Annotated in this window: 15 protein-coding genes; 6 read left to right on the top strand and 9 right to left on the bottom strand. The window is 65.2% G+C overall.

All coding sequences use genetic code 11. From position 1 onward, the window contains the following. The first annotated feature begins 110 nt into the window (after positions 1 to 110). Entirely contained in the window at positions 111 to 890 is a 780-nt protein-coding gene (locus WMN78_RS17930) for a GNAT family N-acetyltransferase (protein ID WP_425341176.1), read from the top strand. Between the two features lie 148 nt (positions 891 to 1,038). Here the strand turns inward: WMN78_RS17930 and WMN78_RS17925 are convergent, their stop codons facing one another. The 5 genes from WMN78_RS17925 to WMN78_RS17905 all read right to left on the bottom strand — a co-directional run bounded on the left by WMN78_RS17925 (position 1,039) and on the right by WMN78_RS17905 (position 6,155). Further along, a complete protein-coding gene (locus WMN78_RS17925; RefSeq protein WP_340535088.1) occupies positions 1,039 to 2,415 on the bottom strand; it encodes an MFS transporter in 1,377 nt (458 codons plus the stop codon). Between the two features lie 10 nt (positions 2,416 to 2,425). Continuing rightward, complete coding sequence (locus WMN78_RS17920) at positions 2,426 to 2,788, bottom strand: Dabb family protein (protein ID WP_340535087.1); 363 nt, start codon at positions 2,786 to 2,788, stop codon at positions 2,426 to 2,428. Next, positions 2,757 to 4,433, bottom strand: a complete 1,677-nt coding sequence (locus tag WMN78_RS17915) for an FAD-dependent oxidoreductase (RefSeq protein WP_340535086.1) — start codon at positions 4,431 to 4,433, stop codon at positions 2,757 to 2,759. The genes WMN78_RS17920 and WMN78_RS17915 overlap by 32 nt, the downstream gene beginning before the upstream one ends. A gap of 53 nt (positions 4,434 to 4,486) precedes the next feature. Continuing rightward, positions 4,487 to 5,248, bottom strand: coding sequence for an SDR family NAD(P)-dependent oxidoreductase (locus WMN78_RS17910; RefSeq protein WP_340535085.1), 762 nt, complete (start codon positions 5,246 to 5,248; stop codon positions 4,487 to 4,489). Between the two features lie 121 nt (positions 5,249 to 5,369). Further along, positions 5,370 to 6,155, bottom strand: a complete 786-nt coding sequence (locus WMN78_RS17905; protein ID WP_340535084.1) for an IclR family transcriptional regulator — start codon at positions 6,153 to 6,155, stop codon at positions 5,370 to 5,372. A 151-nt stretch (positions 6,156 to 6,306) separates the two neighbouring features. Here WMN78_RS17905 and WMN78_RS17900 point away from each other — a divergent pair, with 151 nt between their 5' ends. The 5 genes from WMN78_RS17900 to WMN78_RS17880 all read left to right on the top strand — a co-directional run bounded on the left by WMN78_RS17900 (position 6,307) and on the right by WMN78_RS17880 (position 11,893). Next, positions 6,307 to 8,049: an FAD-dependent oxidoreductase gene (locus WMN78_RS17900; protein WP_340535083.1), complete on the top strand. Its 1,743-nt coding sequence runs from the start codon at positions 6,307 to 6,309 to the stop codon at positions 8,047 to 8,049. A 20-nt stretch (positions 8,050 to 8,069) separates the two neighbouring features. Continuing rightward, the gene (locus WMN78_RS17895) at positions 8,070 to 8,837 is read left to right on the top strand and encodes an IclR family transcriptional regulator (protein ID WP_340535082.1); all 768 of its coding nucleotides are present in this window, start codon (positions 8,070 to 8,072) and stop codon (positions 8,835 to 8,837) included. Between the two features lie 105 nt (positions 8,838 to 8,942). Next, on the top strand, positions 8,943 to 10,229 hold the full coding sequence (locus tag WMN78_RS17890) for a cytochrome P450 (protein WP_340535081.1): 1,287 nt from the start codon (positions 8,943 to 8,945) through the stop codon (positions 10,227 to 10,229). Positions 10,230 to 10,239: 10 nt separating this feature from the next. Next, the gene (locus WMN78_RS17885; RefSeq protein ID WP_340535080.1) at positions 10,240 to 11,556 is read left to right on the top strand and encodes an NAD(P)/FAD-dependent oxidoreductase; all 1,317 of its coding nucleotides are present in this window, start codon (positions 10,240 to 10,242) and stop codon (positions 11,554 to 11,556) included. A gap of 13 nt (positions 11,557 to 11,569) precedes the next feature. Next, the gene (locus WMN78_RS17880) at positions 11,570 to 11,893 is read left to right on the top strand and encodes a 2Fe-2S iron-sulfur cluster-binding protein (RefSeq protein ID WP_340535079.1); all 324 of its coding nucleotides are present in this window, start codon (positions 11,570 to 11,572) and stop codon (positions 11,891 to 11,893) included. Positions 11,894 to 12,013: 120 nt separating this feature from the next. On the opposite strand, the gene WMN78_RS17875 is transcribed toward WMN78_RS17880, so the two are convergent. The 4 genes from WMN78_RS17875 to WMN78_RS17860 all read right to left on the bottom strand — a co-directional run bounded on the left by WMN78_RS17875 (position 12,014) and on the right by WMN78_RS17860 (position 16,910). After that, the gene (locus WMN78_RS17875) at positions 12,014 to 13,165 is read right to left on the bottom strand and encodes a glycosyltransferase (protein ID WP_340535078.1); all 1,152 of its coding nucleotides are present in this window, start codon (positions 13,163 to 13,165) and stop codon (positions 12,014 to 12,016) included. A gap of 11 nt (positions 13,166 to 13,176) precedes the next feature. Beyond that, complete coding sequence (locus WMN78_RS17870; RefSeq protein ID WP_340535077.1) at positions 13,177 to 14,793, bottom strand: ArnT family glycosyltransferase; 1,617 nt, start codon at positions 14,791 to 14,793, stop codon at positions 13,177 to 13,179. 58 nt (positions 14,794 to 14,851) lie between these two features. Beyond that, positions 14,852 to 16,141 (bottom strand): glycosyltransferase family 2 protein, encoded by a 1,290-nt coding sequence (locus WMN78_RS17865; RefSeq protein ID WP_340535076.1) that lies wholly within the window; start codon positions 16,139 to 16,141, stop codon positions 14,852 to 14,854. A gap of 85 nt (positions 16,142 to 16,226) precedes the next feature. After that, a complete protein-coding gene (locus tag WMN78_RS17860) occupies positions 16,227 to 16,910 on the bottom strand; it encodes a hypothetical protein (RefSeq protein WP_340535075.1) in 684 nt (227 codons plus the stop codon). Positions 16,911 to 16,957: the final 47 nt, after the last annotated feature.

Genomic DNA, 16,957 nt, shown 5'->3' with positions numbered 1-16,957 from the left:
TAAGGCTCACAGCTGAACTGGAGGCTCCCCGGACTACCGGGGAGCCTCTTGCCGTTGACGAAGGATGGAGTGCCGTGGCGGAAACCGCCCTGCCGGACCTTGAAGCCGCAATGGATGCCGCCTGGCCCGCTCCCGACCGGGAGGAATCCGGCGGCTGGGTGCTGCGTGCGGCGGGCGGTGTGACCCAGCGGGCCAACTCAATCTGGCCCCGCTCGGAGCCTGCCGGCACAAACCACAGCCGGCTGGCTTTGCTCCGGGAAGCCCGTGCCTGGTACCGCAGCCGCCGGCTCCCTGTGATCTTCCAGGTCTTCGACGACTCCCGGAGTGCTGCGCTGAACGCTGTCCTGGATGAGGAGGGCTTCACCCGGCAGTCCGAAACCCTCATCCTGGTCCGCGACGCGTGCGCAGTACCCGCGCCTCTGGACTTGGCGCCCGCATCGGCGGACGAGGCGCCTGACAGTGGCGTCGAACTTTCGGCAGAGCCGTCGGACGAATGGCTGCGGCTGTGGTGGAGTGTGGACGGCCGCGGTGGCGAGGAGTCCCTCGCCACCGCCCGCGGAATCCTTGAAGGCTGCCGGTCGCTGTATGCCCTGGTGAGGGACGACGACGGCGTGCCGGCCGCCGTCGGACGTCTTGCCCTTCCTCCCGGCGGGGACGGCGGCCTGTACTCGATGGCCACCCGTCCGGAGGTTCGGCGCCGCGGATACGCCACCCGTGTTCTCCGGTGCTTGGTCCGGGAAGGTGACGTCCGGGGCGTCAGCAGCTACTGGCTGCTGGTGACGGCGGCCAATGCCGGAGCCCGGGAGTTGTATGCCCGCTCGGGATTCGCAGAAGCCGGCCGCTACTACTACCGGCAGGAGCGGCCCAAGCGACACCTGACCGGCTGCTAGGTTCCGTCAGCCGCATGGTTTTCGGTCGCATAGTTTTCGGTCGCATAGTGCAGCCCGACCCACGGCGAGGATGCCAACTCGCCTCCCTCCACGGTCGCCGCCGGATCTGGCTGCGGCATCAGGCCTGCTTCCAGGCTGTCGGCGGGAGTCACAGGTTTTGCAGCTCCCGGCGGCGTGCGGTGCCGTCCAGGTAGGGAGCACCCAGTTCCTCGATCGGCGTCTTGAACGTCTCGCGGGAGTAGTACACCGAGGCTGCCGCGACGAGCATGCAGACCGTGCCAAAGACAGCCACGGGAACCCAGCCGGTGACGCCCGGGGTCAGGAGCAGGCCGGCGATCATCGGGGCGAAGCCGGCCAGGACCAGTCCCAGCTGGTTTCCCATCGCCATGCCGGTGTAGCGCACCGGGGCGGCGAACTGTTCCGCGAAGAATGAGGGCCAGATGCCGTTGAACCCCGAATACAGCACGGTCATGTTCAGGAAGGCCGCCAGAAACACCAGGACGATGTTGCCGGAGGACAGCGCAAGGAAGTAGAGGAAGATCGTTGCTGAGCAGCCGAAGGCGGCAGCGAGCAGCACAGGCCTCCGGCCGATCCGGTCCGAAAGCCTGGCCGCCAGCGGCATGGCGAACATGGACAGCCCGATGGCAACGGCATTGACGGTCAGGATGGATGCCCGGTCAAAGCCTGCCGTGGAGGTGGCGTACGCCAGGCCGAAAACGGTAAAGATGGTCTGCATGACGGACATGATCGACATTCCCACAACGCGCAGCACATCCGGGCCCTGGAACTTGAGCACTTCCTTGACGGGCATCGGGGCGACCTTGCGGCTTTCCTGGGCCTCCTCAAAAACCGGTGTTTCGTCCAGGTGCGTCCGCACCCAGTAGGCGATGGCCAGGACCACGATGGAGAGCCAGAACGGGATGCGCCAGCCCCAGCTCATCATGGCTTCCTGGGGGAGCGCCGTGACCGGAATGAAGACCAGGGTGGCCAGCACCATACCTGAGGCGTAACCGGTCATCACGAAGCTGGTAAAGAAACCGCGCCTGCCTTCGGGCGAGTGTTCCAGCGTGAGTGTGGAGGCACCGGCCGATTCCGCGCCGGCCGAGAAGCCCTGTGCCAGCCGGCCGGCCACCAGGAGGATCGGGGCCAGGACGCCGACCTGTTCGTAGGTGGGCAGGAACCCGATGCCGAGCGATGCCAGGCCCATGATGCCCAGGGTCAGCAGCAGGATCTTCTTCCGGCCCAGCTTGTCGCCGAAGTGGCCCATCACCAGGCCGCCCACCGGGCGTGCCACGTAGGCGACGCCGAAGGTGGCAAAGGCGCCGATCAGGCCGATGGCGGGGTCCGCCGAGGGAAAGAACAGGTGCGGAAACACGAGGGCGGCGGCGGTCCCGTAGATGAAGAAGTCGTAATACTCCAGGGTGCTGCCGAGGAATGACGCCAGGGCTGCCTTGCCCGGGGTTTTGCGCGGGGTGGTGCCTTGGGTCTCGTGTTGTGCGCCGCGTGTTGCGGATGCAGACTGCATGGTGATCTCCTTAAGACGTCGGTGTCTTATCGGGAGCCGGCTGGGAAACCCCGAGGTGGAAGTCCACCGAGAGGATTTGCTGGCTGTTGGGGAATGAGTAGGCCTTGAGCGGCTCGTGCAGCGGATGGGTGTTGTACACCGCGATGTCCTCGACCGTTTCGAAGTCGGCCACAATGGCGTAGTCGAAAGAGCGCTCGGTGTTGAGCACGTCCGGTCCGTGGGTCAGGCTGAGCATGCCGGGGATGTTCCCGGCCATCCTGTTGAGTCCGGCGATCCATGCCTGCTTATCGGCGGGCGGGAAGTCGGGTTCGAACTTGAAGAGTACGGTGTGGCGGATCATCTCAGGCGCCCACCAGTTCCGCTGCTGCTTCATTCCGGTCAGTCGGGCGGTACTCCGGTGACTGGCCGGCGATGGTGCGCCCGGCGAGGTAGCCCATGGTCATGATCGGCCCGAGGGTGGCGCCTGCGCCCGGGTAGCCTGCGGCGTAGGCGTTTTCAGTTGTGTTGCCTGCGGCGAACAGGCCCTCGATGGGCCGGCTGTCGACGTCGAGGACGCGGGCAAGCCCGTCGGTTGCCACGCCGCCGTTGGTGCCGAAGGCGCCGTTGACCACTTCCATGGCGTAGAACGGTCCGGTCTGCAGCGGACCCAGGGACGGGTTCGGGTACAGGTTCTCCTCGTCGCCCCAGTACTTGTCGTACGCGCTTTCACCGCGGCCGAAGTCAGGGTCTTCGCCCTTGACGGCGAACTCGTTGAACCGCGCAACCGTTGCGCTGAGGTTTTCCGCCGGTACGTTGATCCTTGCCGCCAGTTCCTCCAGCGTTGCCGCCTCGATCAGGTAGCCGGGGGTGGGCTGGCCGGCGCGGTGGGCCAGGATGCCGTACCGCTCCATGTAGGCGTGGCCGACGATGACGTGGGCGGGAGTGTTGAGGGTCCGGTTCGCGGCGGAGTCCCAGGACTGCAGGCTCCGGGCGAGGTCGTTGTAGTTCTGCGACTCGTTGGCGAAGCGGCGGCCGTGGCGGTTCACCATGATCGATCCCGGGCCCTGGCGTTCGAAGCGCAGCAGGGTGCCGATCGGCTGCCCGTCGCGGGTGTCGCCGGTGACCGACATGGGGGCCCACCAGGCTTCCCGGGTGCCGCGGGTCTGGCCGCCGATCCGCTGCGCCATCCGCAGGCCGTCGCCGGTGTTCGAGGGCGGCGAGCACATTGTGTAAAGCCGGGAGGCGAGCATCGAGTCGGCCAGGGCCTTGTCCCATTCGAAGCCGCCGGTGGCAAGGACCACGCCGTCGTTCGCGTGGAACACCTCACCGGATTCGAGTTCCACCCCGGTGACCCGGCCGCCGTCGGTGAGCAGGCGGTGCCCCCGCGCTCCGGTGACGAGTGCCGCACCGTCACGGACCAGGCTGGCGAGCAGCATGGACACGAGGGCCTGGCCCTTGGCCACGAGGCCTTCTTCCTGGCGCTGGTTGAGGTCGTCCCAGGGGAACTTGGTGAAGGCGCCCCAGTTTTCGTATTCCTGCATGGTGAACGGGGCACGGCCGTCGCTACGCACATGTTCCTTGAGGCCGCCGAGGGCCTCCCTGCTGTTGAACAGCTCAGGTTCCACCGTGCGGCCGCCTTCCACGGCACCGGGCAGGTCCTGGCGGTAGTCGGGGAAGTTGTTGAGGAAGATGAAGCGCAGCCCGCATTCCTCTTCGACGAAGCGGAGCATCCGGTCGCCGTAGTTGAGTGCCGCATCCAGCAGCTCATCGCGGCCGCGTCCCCTGGCCACGGCGCGCACGTACTCTGCAGCCGCTTCCTTGGAATCCGCAATCCCGGCCTCGCGGGCGTGGTGGTTGTCCGCCACCCAGAGCATGCCGCCGGACACGGCCGACGTCCCGCCCAGCAGGGTGCTCTTTTCCAGGACGACGACGGACTTGCCGGCGCGCGCGGCCGTGGCTGCCGCGGTGAGGGCGCCGGCGCCGGAACCTACGACGACGACGTCGTAATTTTCCGCTGCGGTTCCATTGACGAATTTCATGGGTGTTGCCTTGCCTTTCAGGAGAAAAAAGTGGGGACGGCCGTGGGGCCGGGTCAGACGGCGGTGTAGCCGCCGTCGATCACGAGCTCGGAACCGGTAGTGAAGCGGGATTCGTCGGAGGCGAGGTACAGCACCCCGTAGGCGATCTCGTCCGGCTTGCCCTGCCGGGGAAGCGGGTTGGAGCCGACCAGTTGCTTGTAGTAGGCCTCCGCGCCGATGTCGGACTGTTCGGCGGAGCGGCGGCTCATCCGGGTGTCCATGGAGCCTGGGTGGATGGAGTTCACGCGGATGCCGTGGACGCCGTACGCCGCCGCATCGGACTTGCTCAGCAACCGCACTGCGCCCTTGGTCGCATGGTAAAGCGGCACGTTCCGTCCGCCAGTGATGCCGTGGATGGAGGAGAAGTTGACGATGCTGCCGGCGCCCTTTTCGATCATGCCGGGGACCACATGCTTGGTCATCAGCCAGACACCCTTGACGTTGACGTTGAAGATCGTGTCGAAGTCCGTCTCCGAGGCGGTGTGGGAGGCTCCGGCGGGTCCGATGATTCCGGCGGCGTTGACCAGGATGTCCGGCGTGCCAAGGTCGTCGCGGACCCGGCGGATGGCGTCGGCGACGCTGTCCTCGCTGGTGACGTCGACGTCGTACTCGCTGATGTTTGGGTGAGCCGCGCCAGCCGGAATGCCGGCAACGTCCAGGCTGGCGACCACTGCGCCGTGTTCAGCCAGTAGGGCGGCGGTGGCGCTGCCCAGGTCGCCGCGGCCGCCGGTAACGATGGCGGTCTTACCGGCCACGCGGTTCGCTGTGGTGTTCATGTGATGTGCTCCTCGCAACTCCTGCAGCCTCATTGCTGCGTCCTAGCCAGAGTCGCAGGGAAGGTGTGACTGGAACCACATGATTACCGATGAACGGAAAAAGCAACGTCAGGGGCTCTGTTCAGTGACTCTGGCGGAGAGTGCCCTTCAGCTCGCCCCGCCAGCCAAGGGCCCTCGAGATGCCCCGGGCGGCAGCCATCAGGACGGGAACCCGGGCGGCCGCGTTCTCCTCGTTGCGCGGGACCACAACGCTGAGCGCGGCGCGGACGGTATTGTCCGGTCCGAAGACGGGGACAGCGATTCCGCTGGATTCGGGCACAATCACGCCCGGCATGGCAGCAAAGCCGCGCTGCCTGATCTCGGCCAGGTGGCGGCGCAGCTGGGAAGGTTCGGTGAGGGTCGTTTCGGTGAACTTCGTCAGGGGCCGGGCAAGGAAGCTGTCCTGATAGACGGCCGGGGAGTGCGCCAGCAGGACCAGGCCCGAGGACGTTGCGTGCAGCGGCAGCCTGCCGGCGATTTTGGTGATGTCCACGATGGTCTTGTCGGAGCCAAGCCGCTCGATGTACAGCACCTCGTCCGAATCCAGGACGCCGAGAGTGGTGGAGTGCTGCACCACTGCCTGGACGTCCTCCATGAACGGCAGGGCGGCCTCCCTCAAGCCCAGCATCTTGGACCCCCGTGAGACGAGCTCCCACATCCGGGTACCAATGTGGATGTCGCCGCCGGGCTCGCGTTCGAGGAGCCGTTCCCCGAGCAGATCGTTGACCAGCCGGTAGGTGGTAGTCACGGGCAGCCCGGTCCTGCGCCCGAGTTCGGCGACACTCATGGAGGTGTGGCGGTCGTCGAACGCGCTCACGATTTTCACGAAGCGGCCGATGATCGACTCGCCCGACGTGGAATTGGCCACTATTCCTCCTCTGGATTCCCGCTCAATGGTAATCCTCCTCCCGTGCGCGGGTGCCGACGGGTCTACTGGGGGTTTAGCCTTCCACCCGGCCGCCGCGAGGATGCGCGCGGGCCGACTGAATGGAGCAGGATCTATGACCAAGGCAAGAACCATGAGCAAAACGCCAAGCACGGGCCGGACTGTCTGTGATGTCCTCGTCATTGGCTCCGGCGTCGCCGGAATGGCCGCCGCACTGAAAGCCGCGTCGCAGGGATTGACCGTGATCGTTGCGGAAAAGGAACAGTACTTTGGCGGCACCACGGCCATTTCCGCCGGCTGGGCGTGGGTCCCCGGCAACAAGCAGGGAGTGGCGCAGGGCGATACCCGGGAAGACGCCGAGACGTACCTGAAGAACCTGGCCCCGGAGACGTTCAACGACGCTGGCGTGAGGGACTTCCTGGATACGGTGCCTGAGGCGATCTCCTTTTTCGAAAACGAAACAGAAGTGAAGTTCACGTACCCGGAAAAGTCCCCGGACTACCAGATGGACCTCCCGGGGGCGAAGCTGTCCGGCCGTGCCATCCTGCCGCAGGATGTTGACGCCCGCGTGCTGGGGGACAAGCGGCTCCTGATGCAGCCCTACATGAGCTCCTACACCGTGTTCGGCTACATGCCGCAGGTCGGACCCGACATCAACGAGTTCTTCCACGTGAACCAGTCGGTCAAATCCTTCATCTATGTGGCGAAGAAGCTGCTGCGCACGTGGGCCGACGCCGCCCGCTACAAGCGTCCCGTCCTGCGATCCAACGGCAACGCCCTGATGACCCGCATGGTCAAGAGCGCCGATGACCTGGGAGTGCGGTTGTGGAAGTCCTCGCCGGCCCTCGCATTGACGCGGGACGACGCCGGAACCGTCACAGGGGCTGTCCTCGGGGGAGAGCACGCCACCACAGTGACAGCACGTCTCGGCGTCATCCTTGCCGCCGGCGGCTTCTCCGGCAACAAGGAACTGCGGCAGCAGTACTTCCCTCACGATGCCGATGGAGACGACCACTTCACGCCCACCGTGGGACACGGCGGGGACGCCGCAATTTTGGCGATGAGTGCCGGCGGGCACATCGATGACTCGGTGTTCAGCGTGGGTTCCTGGGCTCCGGTGACCGTGTTCAAGTACCTGAACGGCAAGGAGCGGCTCTTCCCGCACCTGCGGGCCATCGGCCTGCCGGGCCTGATCGCCGTCGACCGTCACGGCAAGCGGTTTGGAAACGAGGCGCTAAGCTACCACGACTTCGGCGGCGCAATGATCGGGCACAACAAGGAAGAGGACAAGACGTTTGGCTACGTGATCGGCGACGCGAAGACGATGCACAAGTACGGCATCGGGTACGCCAAGCCCTGGCCGATGCCCCGTGGCTATTTCTACCGGACCGGATACCTGGTCAAGGGGAACACGCTGGCGGACCTGGCCGGAAAGCTCGGCATCGATGCTGAGGGCCTCAACGCCACCGTGGCCGAATTCAACCCGGCAGCGGTGCGCGGGGAGGATCCGGCGTTCGGCCGCGGTTCCACGCTGTACAACCACTTCCGCGGCGACCTTGAGCACAAGCCGAATCCGAACCTCGCCCCGGTTGGCAGGGGCCCGTACTACGCCGCGAAGATTCAGATGGGAGACCTGGGCACCTTCGCCGGAGTCGGAGTCAACGAGCGCTCGGAAGTTGTCACCACGGAGGGAACGGCAGTCCCCGGCCTCCTGGCCGTCGGTGCGGCTGCGGTGAGCGTATTCGGCGGCGGCTACCCGGGCTACGGCTCGCACATCGGACCGGCCCTCGTGTTCGGCTACCGGGCGGGCCGGGACATCGCCAGGCTCGCAGCCGGACGGGATACGGACCGCGCCGCCAGCGTCGTAGCGGGCTAGGGCAGCGGCCGGAGGCGTCTATGGCAAACTCACCATCGGGGGAATCGGTAATCAGCCGGGTCGTACGGCTCATGAGTGCGTTCGACCGGGACCTGCCCACCATGACGATCTCCGGCCTCGCCCGCCGCGCGGGGCTTCCCCTGACCACCGCCCATCGGCTCGTGGACGACCTGGTCCTGCACGGCCTGATTGAGCGGCTACCGGACGGGAACCTGCGCTCCGGGATGCGCATGTGGGAGCTGGCCGCACGCGGGTCGCGTGCGCTGAACCTTCGCGAGCTGGCGCTGCCGTTCATGGAGGATGTGCAGGCGGCCGTGCATCAGCACACCACGCTAGCGGTACTGGACCACGGGACGGTGCTCTACGTGGAGCGCCTGTCCTCGCCGGAATCCAGCCTGAACGCGGCCCACATCGCCCAGCGGATGCCGATACACGCCGCCTCGTCCGGACTGGTGCTGCTGGCTTTCTCGCCGCCTGCCGTCCAGGACGAGGTGCTCTCGCGCCCGCTGGAGGGGGTGACCCCCGAGACCATTACAGACCCGGCGCTCATCCGGAAGCACCTGGCGGAAATCAGGCAGCGGGGCTACGTGGCACTGCCGGGCATAGGCGTCACGGAGTGGACCGGCATCGCCGTGCCCGTCTTCGGCCCTGACAACGGCATCGCCGCCGCGCTCAATGCCATTGTTCCGCGGCAGGAAGCCGCAGTCCCCTTGACCGTCCCTGCGCTGCTGACCGCAGCCCACGGGATTTCGCGCGGTTTGAAAACCGCCCGGCCGCCGCGGCGCTAGCTTTTACAACCGATGAACGGAAGTCCTATGGGGCCGGCGGGGAAGCGATGGGCATTGTTGCCTGAGACGTAAATCACGTCCGAAAACTCCGAAAGAAGGACAACGATGTCTTCCGCCACGACAGAGATTTCAGCAGCACGTACTCCGGGGGAGCAAACTGTGGAGGCTCCGGGCCTGCCCCCGTATTCGCATGAACTGGGCTGGCCTGAGGGCATGGCTCCCTTCAAGGTCGTCGATGACGGGACCCAGGGTGATCCCTACGCCCACTATGAATGGATGCGGGAAAACGCCCCTGTACTCCGTGCCCACTCACCCGTATCGGATGTGTGGTTCATTTCCCGCTACGACGATGTCCGCAAAGCAATGCGGGCCCCCAAGGTCTTCTCCTCCCAGGTGGTGGACCCGGTTCCGCTGACCTTCCTGACCCTCTTCGATGCCCCCAACCACACCAGGCTGCGCCAGGTCGTGGCGCAGGCCTTCATCCCGAAGGCCATTGCCCGGTTCGAGGAACGGGTCCGCGAAAACGCCGAAAAGTACCTCGCCCCGATGCTCGCCGCCGGCGGCGGGGACGCAGTGGACGACTACTCGATCCCGCTCAGCATGTCCACCATCAGCGCCCTGCTCGACGTGCCGGCGGCGGACTTCGAGAAGATGAAGTTCTGGTCCGACGAGACCTTCAGCTACTTCGGCCGGCTGGCCCGCAACGCCCAGGGCACCGGCACCGACGAACAGAGCACCTTCGAGTTCTTCGCCTACCTGAAGGACACCATGGAGCGCCTCTACAAGGAGGAGAGTGACTCCGTCGGCGGCCACATTGCCCGCATGTGGAAGGACGGCCTGCTCAGCGAGAAGGAAGCCAAGGAACTCTGCGCCTTCGTCTTCGTCGCCGGGCACGACACCACCACCATCCTGCTGGCCAACGCGTTCCGCGTCTTCAGCGAACAACCCGGACTGCTGGAGCGGATCCGCCGGAACCCGGACGACGCGAACCTTTTTGTCGAAGAACTTGCCCGGTACCGCGGCACGGTGCAGCGGGCCAGCCGGATCACGACGGAGGAAGTGGAGGTCGCCGGGGTGACGATTCCGGCCGGCGCCATCGTCCGCCTGCTGCCTGCCGCTGCGAACCGGGACAGCAACAAATACCCCGACGGCGAGCGCTTCGATATGGACCGCAACACTGACGGCCATCTTGGTTTCGGCCACGGGGTCCATAGTTGCCTCGGCGCGCCCCTCGCACGGCTTGAGGTCCTGGTGACCGTGAAGCTCCTCGCTGAAAAGCTGGGATCCGTGGCGCTGGATCCGGACAAGCCGATCGAATACGTGCGTGGCAACAACCTGACGAACTCGGGCCCGGAACACCTCCACGTGATCCTGGAGCAGTCCAATGCATGAGCGCGAGGCGATGAGTCGCGAACAAGTGGAACCGGAACTGACGAGTTCGGTCACTGCGCCCGTGGTGATCGTAGGAGCCGGACATTCCGGGGTGGCAGTGGCCGCGGGACTCCGTGCCCGGGGCTGGGAAGGCGGCATTCTGCTGCTCGAAGCGGAGAAGGGGACGCCGTATGAACGCCCTCCGCTCTCAAAGGAACTCCTGAAGGACGGCGCGCCTGACGAGTCCGCCGTCCTGCGCAAGGAGAAGTTCTATCAGGACAAGCGCATCGACCGTGTTGCGGGCATCGCCGTCGACTCGATTGACAGGTCAGGCAGGACCGTCCTGCTGTCCGACGGCAGCCGTCACGCCTACCACCGGCTCGTCATCGCTACGGGTTCGCGGGCAAGGCCGCTCACTGTGCCCGGCGCAGGCCTTTCCGGGGTGCAGGCGCTTCGGACCAAGGACGATGCCCTCGAGCTCAAGCGGCTCCTGGTTGCCGGCGCCCGGGTTGCCATCATCGGCGCCGGGTACATCGGCCTGGAAGTAGCCGCCGCGGCGGCCGCAAGGGGGTGTGACGTCACGGTACTGGAGTTCCAGGACCGGGTGATGAGCCGTGTGACCTCAGCGCCGGTGTCGCGGCACTTCGAAGAACTCCACGAGCGGCACGGTGTCCGGTTCGTCTTCAGTGCGGCGGTGACGGCAATTGAAGGCAGGGAACGCGCGGAAAGGGTGGTCACCGCCGACGGCGCCGTGTTCCACGCCGACGTCGTACTGGCCGGGATCGGCGTCATTCCCAACCAGGAACTGGCCGCGGAAGCCGGACTCGAGTGCCGGGACGGCATCCTCGTGGACGCGGACGGCCTAACTTCTGACCCGGCAATTTACGCCACCGGTGATGTCACGCGGTTCACCAGCCCGATTGACGGGGCCAGCCAGCGGCTGGAATGCATCCAGAACGCGCAGGCGCAGGCTGACAGGGTTGCCGCCCACATCACTGTCCAGAAGGCAGCAGTTCCGGAGATCCCCTGGTTCTGGACCGTCCAGCACGGCGTCCGGCTGCAGACAGCCGGTGTGCGGCACCCCGATGATGAGGTGATCGTGCGCGGCGACCCGGCCACCGGGGGCTTCTCCGTCGTCTATCTTCGGGACGGCCGCCTCGCCGCGGTCGACACCGTCGCTGGCCTGACCGACTTCCGGCCGGCCCGGAAACTGATCGCCCAGGGAGCCCGGATTAATCCGGCGCTGGCGGCCGACCCCGGCATCCCCCTCTCCGAAGCCGTTCTCACCGGCGCCATTCCTGACGCTCCCGCTCCCACCCACGCTGACCTTGCTACAGCCCGAATCTAAAGGAACCGCAAACATGAGCAACAACGAACTCACCGTCATCGACCGCGAGGGCTCCACCCACCGCCTCGAATGGGAGCCGGACCAGACGCTGATGGAGGCCCTCCGTGACAACGACCTGCCCGTCCTGGCATCATGCGGCGGCACCGCCTCCTGCGCAACCTGCCACGTGTTCCTTGAGCGGGAGGTCTTCGACACGCTGGGCGATCGCAGCGAGGATGAACTGGAACTGCTCGTCGAGGCCGAGGGCTACCAGGAATGCGGCTCCAGGCTCTCCTGCCAGGTCAATTTCGGCCGGGAGCTCAACGGAGCAACCGTCACCCTGGCACCCGAAGACTAGCGCGCCCGGTTCGACGGTTCCCTGCGCATTGGATGTCCGGCCGGCATATCAAGCTGTTGTCACAGCAAGGTCGAATGGGGCACGGAACCGTCGAAATGGCGCCAGGTGCGGCCGGACTCCTTACATGACAGGGTCGCCCTGTGCTTGGGGCACGAAAGGCTCGCGACGGATGCCCGGCATGGTGGTCGCGGCCGGTGCAGCCTGCCTTGACCGGTAGACGACCTTGGAGTGGTAGAGATACCTCACGGTGAACGCGGCCAGAAGAGTAATTCCCTGGGCAATGACGCTGTTGATCATGAGCGTTTCGACGGCGAACATCAGGACCGGCAGCCTCAGCAGTGCCTCGGCGTTGTTGAACCCGAAGGAGTGCAGGAACCGGGTTGTCCGCGAATTCGCTTTGTGCAGCGCCGCGCCGAAAACCAGTCGCTCCTGCATCAGGAAGTTCGAAACTATGGTCAGTTCCGCAGCGACGACGGCCGCGAAAACGTAGTGTGACCCCGACGCCAGGAGGAGGCCCATAATCAGGAGGTTGAGCACGGTGCCGACTGCGCCCACGCCTGCGAAAAGCCCGGCCCGGCCGATGCGGAGGTGCAAGAGCTGATGGAGGAAGCCCATGCCCGCGCGGACGCCTGCCTTGGATTTTCCGGCCGCGCGCTTTTCGAGAATGAAGGGAACTTCCGAGACAGCCAGGCGATGCCTGCCCAGAATTTCAAGAAGGATTTTGAATCCACCGGGGCGGAGTCTGTCGTAATCCACGGTCGAGCGGCGCAGCGCGAAGAAACCGGTCAAGGGGTCGGAGCAGTCACGCAATTTCGACGGGAACAGACATCGTGTCAGCAGCGATGCACTGCCGGAAACTATCCGCCGGTACAGGTTGGCGAGCCCGTGGGCGCTACTTCCCGGGCCGCAATACCGGGAAGCCAGGGCCACGTCATTGCCGCTGCCCTCGAGCTCCGCAAGCAGGACGGGGATCATCTCAGGCGGGTGCTGGAGATCACCAGCCATGACGAGGCAGTAGTCCGCTGAGCTGGACTGCAACCCCTCGATGACGGCCCCGCTCAAATTGCCATTGGGCTCTGCCCGGTGGATCAACCGGACCGGGAGCGACGCAGCCGCTGCAGCACGGCAAATGACCTCAGGCGTGTTGTCAGAGGAATCATCAACGAAAATGATTTCGGCATCCAGGTCCTTGCAGGCGCCCGCCACACGGTAGACGAGTTGCTCGATGTTGGGCGCTTCGTTGGCAGTAGGTACGATCACAGAAAGTTTCACTGCACCTGCTCCTATCGCTCGTTGGTTCGCGGTGGGACCGGGACTTCCACCCGGCGGATACTCCACTCGCCAAACGTCCGGACAGTCGTGGAGTGCCTCAGGGCGGAAGCTGCCCGGCTCAGGCCCAGGCTGTCGATGTTGGCCGTTACGGACGGCCCGACGATGATCCAGTCGATCTCCTGCCATCCGTCGGGGTGGGCTGTTTCAAATTGTTTGTCCAGGTCAGGTTTCTCCGTGGCGATCATGGTCCAGGAATCGTTCCACCCGCTGGAATTGAGGTCGTACCACATGGAGTAGGGTGCCAGGACAACATCCTCGCGGGAGATGTTGTCCTGAACCCAGGTGAGGGTCTGCCGCCAGTTGGCGTTGTTTTCGGCCGTCAGCAGGTCCCTGTCCTGTTCGAACCATTGCGGCACGGACATGAGGACCAGCGAGGAGCAAAGGACCGCCACGAACGCTGACCGCAAGGGTCGCTTGAGGTTTGGCCGGGCGCTGCCGAATTTCTCCAGCCGGGACCACGCGATGTCCACGCCGGTGCCGAGCGCCAAGGCCAGGAAAGGTATCACTCCAATGATGTACATCGCAGGCAGGTAGCCCTGGCCCAGGACAATCGGGATGGCGAAGGAGATAATGGCCACCGCGATGACCCTCGATTGCTTCCTCAGCAGGCAGAGGGTGGCTGCCACAAGGCCGGCAGCTATGAGGTACTTGTCGAAGTAGAGCCAGCCCGCCAGCAGCTCCGCGCGGCTCGAACCGGCTTCGAAGATTGTTCCCGAACCTGAGCGTTCCAGGAACTGGTACGAAAGAGCGTCCTGGAGAGACACGTGGTTCGACCCGGAGAAGAGCTCGTTCCTCAGCAGCGCCGACAATGGGTAGAAAGCGAGAATCAGGCCTCCTACTGTGAGGAATCCCACCACGGAGAACGAACGGTTGCTCCAGCGCGGACGGTACATGAGCGCCATCAACAGCGCCGGCCCGAAGATCGCAAGGGTCTCTTTCGAAAGGACCGCCACGGCGAAGCAGATCCCGGCGCATACGTGGTGCCACAGGGCGTCGCGGGAGGACAGCGCGAGGTAGAAGGCCAGCAGGAGCCAGGGAACTCCGATGTTGTCCAGGTAGATCTGCCTGCCCAGGACAAGGGAGAGCGGGGACAGGATGAAGATCACCGTTGCCAGGGCCGCGAAGGGAATACGGACCTTCAGGCGCCTGGCAACCATGTAGAGCAGGGCAGCGCTGGCAACGAAGAATGCGGCGATGACATACCTCGTGGCACCGATGGCGGTCCCGTCGCCCACGCCCAGCATCGTCGGAATCCAGTTGAGGGCCGCGATCTGGATCCACCCGAGCGGCGGGTGGTCATACCAGTAGGTGTAGGGAGCCAGGCTTCCGGAATGAACGGCGAAGGCCTGGGCTGTGTATGTCCCTTCGTCGTCCTGGTAGCTGGGGGCACCGGTCAGGTTCCACAGGCTGAGGACGGCCGCCGCTGCTATGAGCACCCACAACGTGATGCGGTCCCAGAAGGACAGCTGCGTCAGGGAGAACGGTGCGTCGGGTCCCGGGCCCCGGTGCAGGGGTGAACCGCTGTTCTTGCTTTCAATGACGGACGGTTCCATCTCCGCAACTGCCATGATTTCCTCCTTCTTTGCCTGGTTGATGCTGTGTATCTAGGGACGGACGGGGTTGAACCTAGGAGCGGACCGGGGCGGTCACTGCGGGTTCGAGGTAGGAAAGATGCGCGCCGGAATGATCGGTCTTTTCCCAGCCGAAGTCGCGGCGGATGAACTTGATCAGGGCGCGCAGGGCGGAAAAGGCAAGCACCAGCTGGTAGAGGGGTGTGCCGACAATCAGGCGCAAGTAGTCGTACCAGGTGATGGTGAACTTATGGTCCCGGCCGAATTCCTGGAGCATGCAGATGTCGAAGGCAATGGTCGCCAGGGTGGGGACCAGGGGAAGGAAAGCCACGAGCGTGACAACGAGCGGGAACCCGCCCCACACGGCTGCGAAGATTGCCACGGGAATGCAGACGCCGGCGAAGGCCATGAAGTGCTGTTGCATCAGGGTCCACCAGGCAATGGCCCGCATCTTTCGGGTGGGCAGGTTTTTCCAGTCGCCTTTGGCGAAAACCTGCATAAAGCCCAGCGACCAGCGGGTCCGCTGGCGCACCAGGGCCTTCAGGGTGTCCGGAGTCTCTTCGCGGGTGACCAGTTCCGGGGAGTAGGCAACGATGATCTTCCGCCCGAGGGTGGACAGCCGGACACCCAGGTCGCAGTCCTCGGCAAGGCAGTTCCCGTCCCAGCCGCGGACTTCGTTGAGAAGCTCGCGTTTGATGAACACCGTGTTGCCGCCCAAGGGAATGAACCCCTGCCGTGAATGGGCATGCAACCGGGACCTGAACCAGGTGAAGTACTCCAGGCAGTTACGCAGTGAGTACCAGGTGTCACGGTAGTTGATGAGTTGGACGGCCCCTTGGACCACGTCCGCGTTCTTCGTCGCGAAGACGCTGTCGATGTGTGCGAGCAGCTCTTTCGCCGCGATCGATTCGGCATCGAAGACACCCACCACGCTGTTGCGGCACATGGACAGCGCGTTGTTGAGCTGCCGCGGTTTGTTCTTGGTTTCGCTGACGTCCATGCTGACGCGGACGAAGTCCGGATATTCGCGGGCGAGCGTATACGCCGTCTGGACGGTCTCCGGGTCGTCATGACCTACCGAGATGATCACTTCCTTACGGGAATGCGTCTGAGCCAGCAGCGCTGAAAGGGTTGCCCGCATCACGTCCTCCCGCTCGTTCCTGCAGGGCATGATCAGCGAGAAAGAGCACGCTTCCGACTCCTGCAGGCCGGAGTAGGACGTGCGGATTTGGGTCTTGGGATCCCACCACGCATACGTATTGAGGTACAGGGTGGACAACGCAATGGCGAACAGCGCCAAAGCAATCAGGACGACCAGGGCGCTGGCCAGCACGGAAACAGGCATGGGGTAGCTCCAATGAAAGGTGGCGGGCTCGGAATGGCTCGGTGGATGAAACTCAGGCGGTCAGCTCGGGGTTTAGCGCTGGTGGTCAGTCGGCCGGGCCGCAGGCCATTCCGTCGTCGTTCGGGTCCAGCTTCTGGGGGTCGACGCTTACCTGCCGGACGGCGATGCCATTCGGGAAGTATTCGCGGACTTCAGCGCAGTTCCAGTCGTGCGCCATTGAACCGGGATCCAGGCCGGCGTTTTTCATGTCCTGAAGGTGCTGGCTTTGGCTCGGCGGAACCGCGGGCAGGCACTGGCCGTCCTCGCCGTACTCGGGCAGGCAGCCGCCAAGGGAAACTTCCCGGGACCCCAGCACCGCGGCCGGGTCCACGGCTGCCTGCTCCGCGAGGCCGGACGAACGATCCCGGCCGGCGCGCCCAGCGTCCGCCGCCGGACCTACTTCGGCGCCCGCAGCCTCATTGAGTGAAGTCTCGGCCTTGTTGCCGATTCCGGGTGCCTCATCAGCGCGGCCCGCCGCAGGGCTGTCGATCCGGGCGCTGTCCGGGAGTGTTTCCGGCCGGCCTGCCAGCTGTTCGGCTTCGGGGCCGTGGTGTGCAGCGTCGGCGGTCCCGCCGGACACTGAACCCGGTCCCGGCAGCGGTTCCGGCAGACGTTCCGCCGGGGCCGCGGCCACGTGTGTTGCAGCATCAACTGTTGCCACCGTGGAGACGGCGGAAATGCCACCCCAGGTCACCGCTGCCGCCACGGCGAGGCCTGAAGTGGCCAACACGGTGGTCCAGCGCCTGCCGCCGCGGTTTGATGTGCGCCGGTTTACTT

It is taken from the genome of Arthrobacter oryzae (assembly GCF_037911235.1).
In the GTDB taxonomy this organism is placed as follows: domain Bacteria; phylum Actinomycetota; class Actinomycetes; order Actinomycetales; family Micrococcaceae; genus Arthrobacter; species Arthrobacter oryzae_E.
Note: the sequence above shows the minus strand (reverse complement) of the source record. Positions and strands in the feature narration are given on the sequence as shown.

Coding starts and splice junctions, on each gene's coding strand:
- WMN78_RS17865 (WP_340535076.1), bottom strand. CDS start 16,141: ATGCCTGTTTCCGTGCTGGCCAGCGCCCTGGTCGTCCTGATTGCTTTG.
- WMN78_RS17925 (WP_340535088.1), bottom strand. CDS start 2,415: ATGCAGTCTGCATCCGCAACACGCGGCGCACAACACGAGACCCAAGGC.
- WMN78_RS17880 (WP_340535079.1), top strand. CDS start 11,570: ATGAGCAACAACGAACTCACCGTCATCGACCGCGAGGGCTCCACCCAC.
- WMN78_RS17870 (WP_340535077.1), bottom strand. CDS start 14,793: ATGGCAGTTGCGGAGATGGAACCGTCCGTCATTGAAAGCAAGAACAGC.
- WMN78_RS17930 (WP_425341176.1), top strand. CDS start 111: ATGGATGCCGCCTGGCCCGCTCCCGACCGGGAGGAATCCGGCGGCTGG.
- WMN78_RS17915 (WP_340535086.1), bottom strand. CDS start 4,433: ATGAAATTCGTCAATGGAACCGCAGCGGAAAATTACGACGTCGTCGTC.
- WMN78_RS17895 (WP_340535082.1), top strand. CDS start 8,070: ATGGCAAACTCACCATCGGGGGAATCGGTAATCAGCCGGGTCGTACGG.
- WMN78_RS17890 (WP_340535081.1), top strand. CDS start 8,943: ATGTCTTCCGCCACGACAGAGATTTCAGCAGCACGTACTCCGGGGGAG.
- WMN78_RS17900 (WP_340535083.1), top strand. CDS start 6,307: ATGAGCAAAACGCCAAGCACGGGCCGGACTGTCTGTGATGTCCTCGTC.
- WMN78_RS17920 (WP_340535087.1), bottom strand. CDS start 2,788: ATGAAGCAGCAGCGGAACTGGTGGGCGCCTGAGATGATCCGCCACACC.
- WMN78_RS17885 (WP_340535080.1), top strand. CDS start 10,240: ATGAGTCGCGAACAAGTGGAACCGGAACTGACGAGTTCGGTCACTGCG.
- WMN78_RS17910 (WP_340535085.1), bottom strand. CDS start 5,248: ATGAACACCACAGCGAACCGCGTGGCCGGTAAGACCGCCATCGTTACC.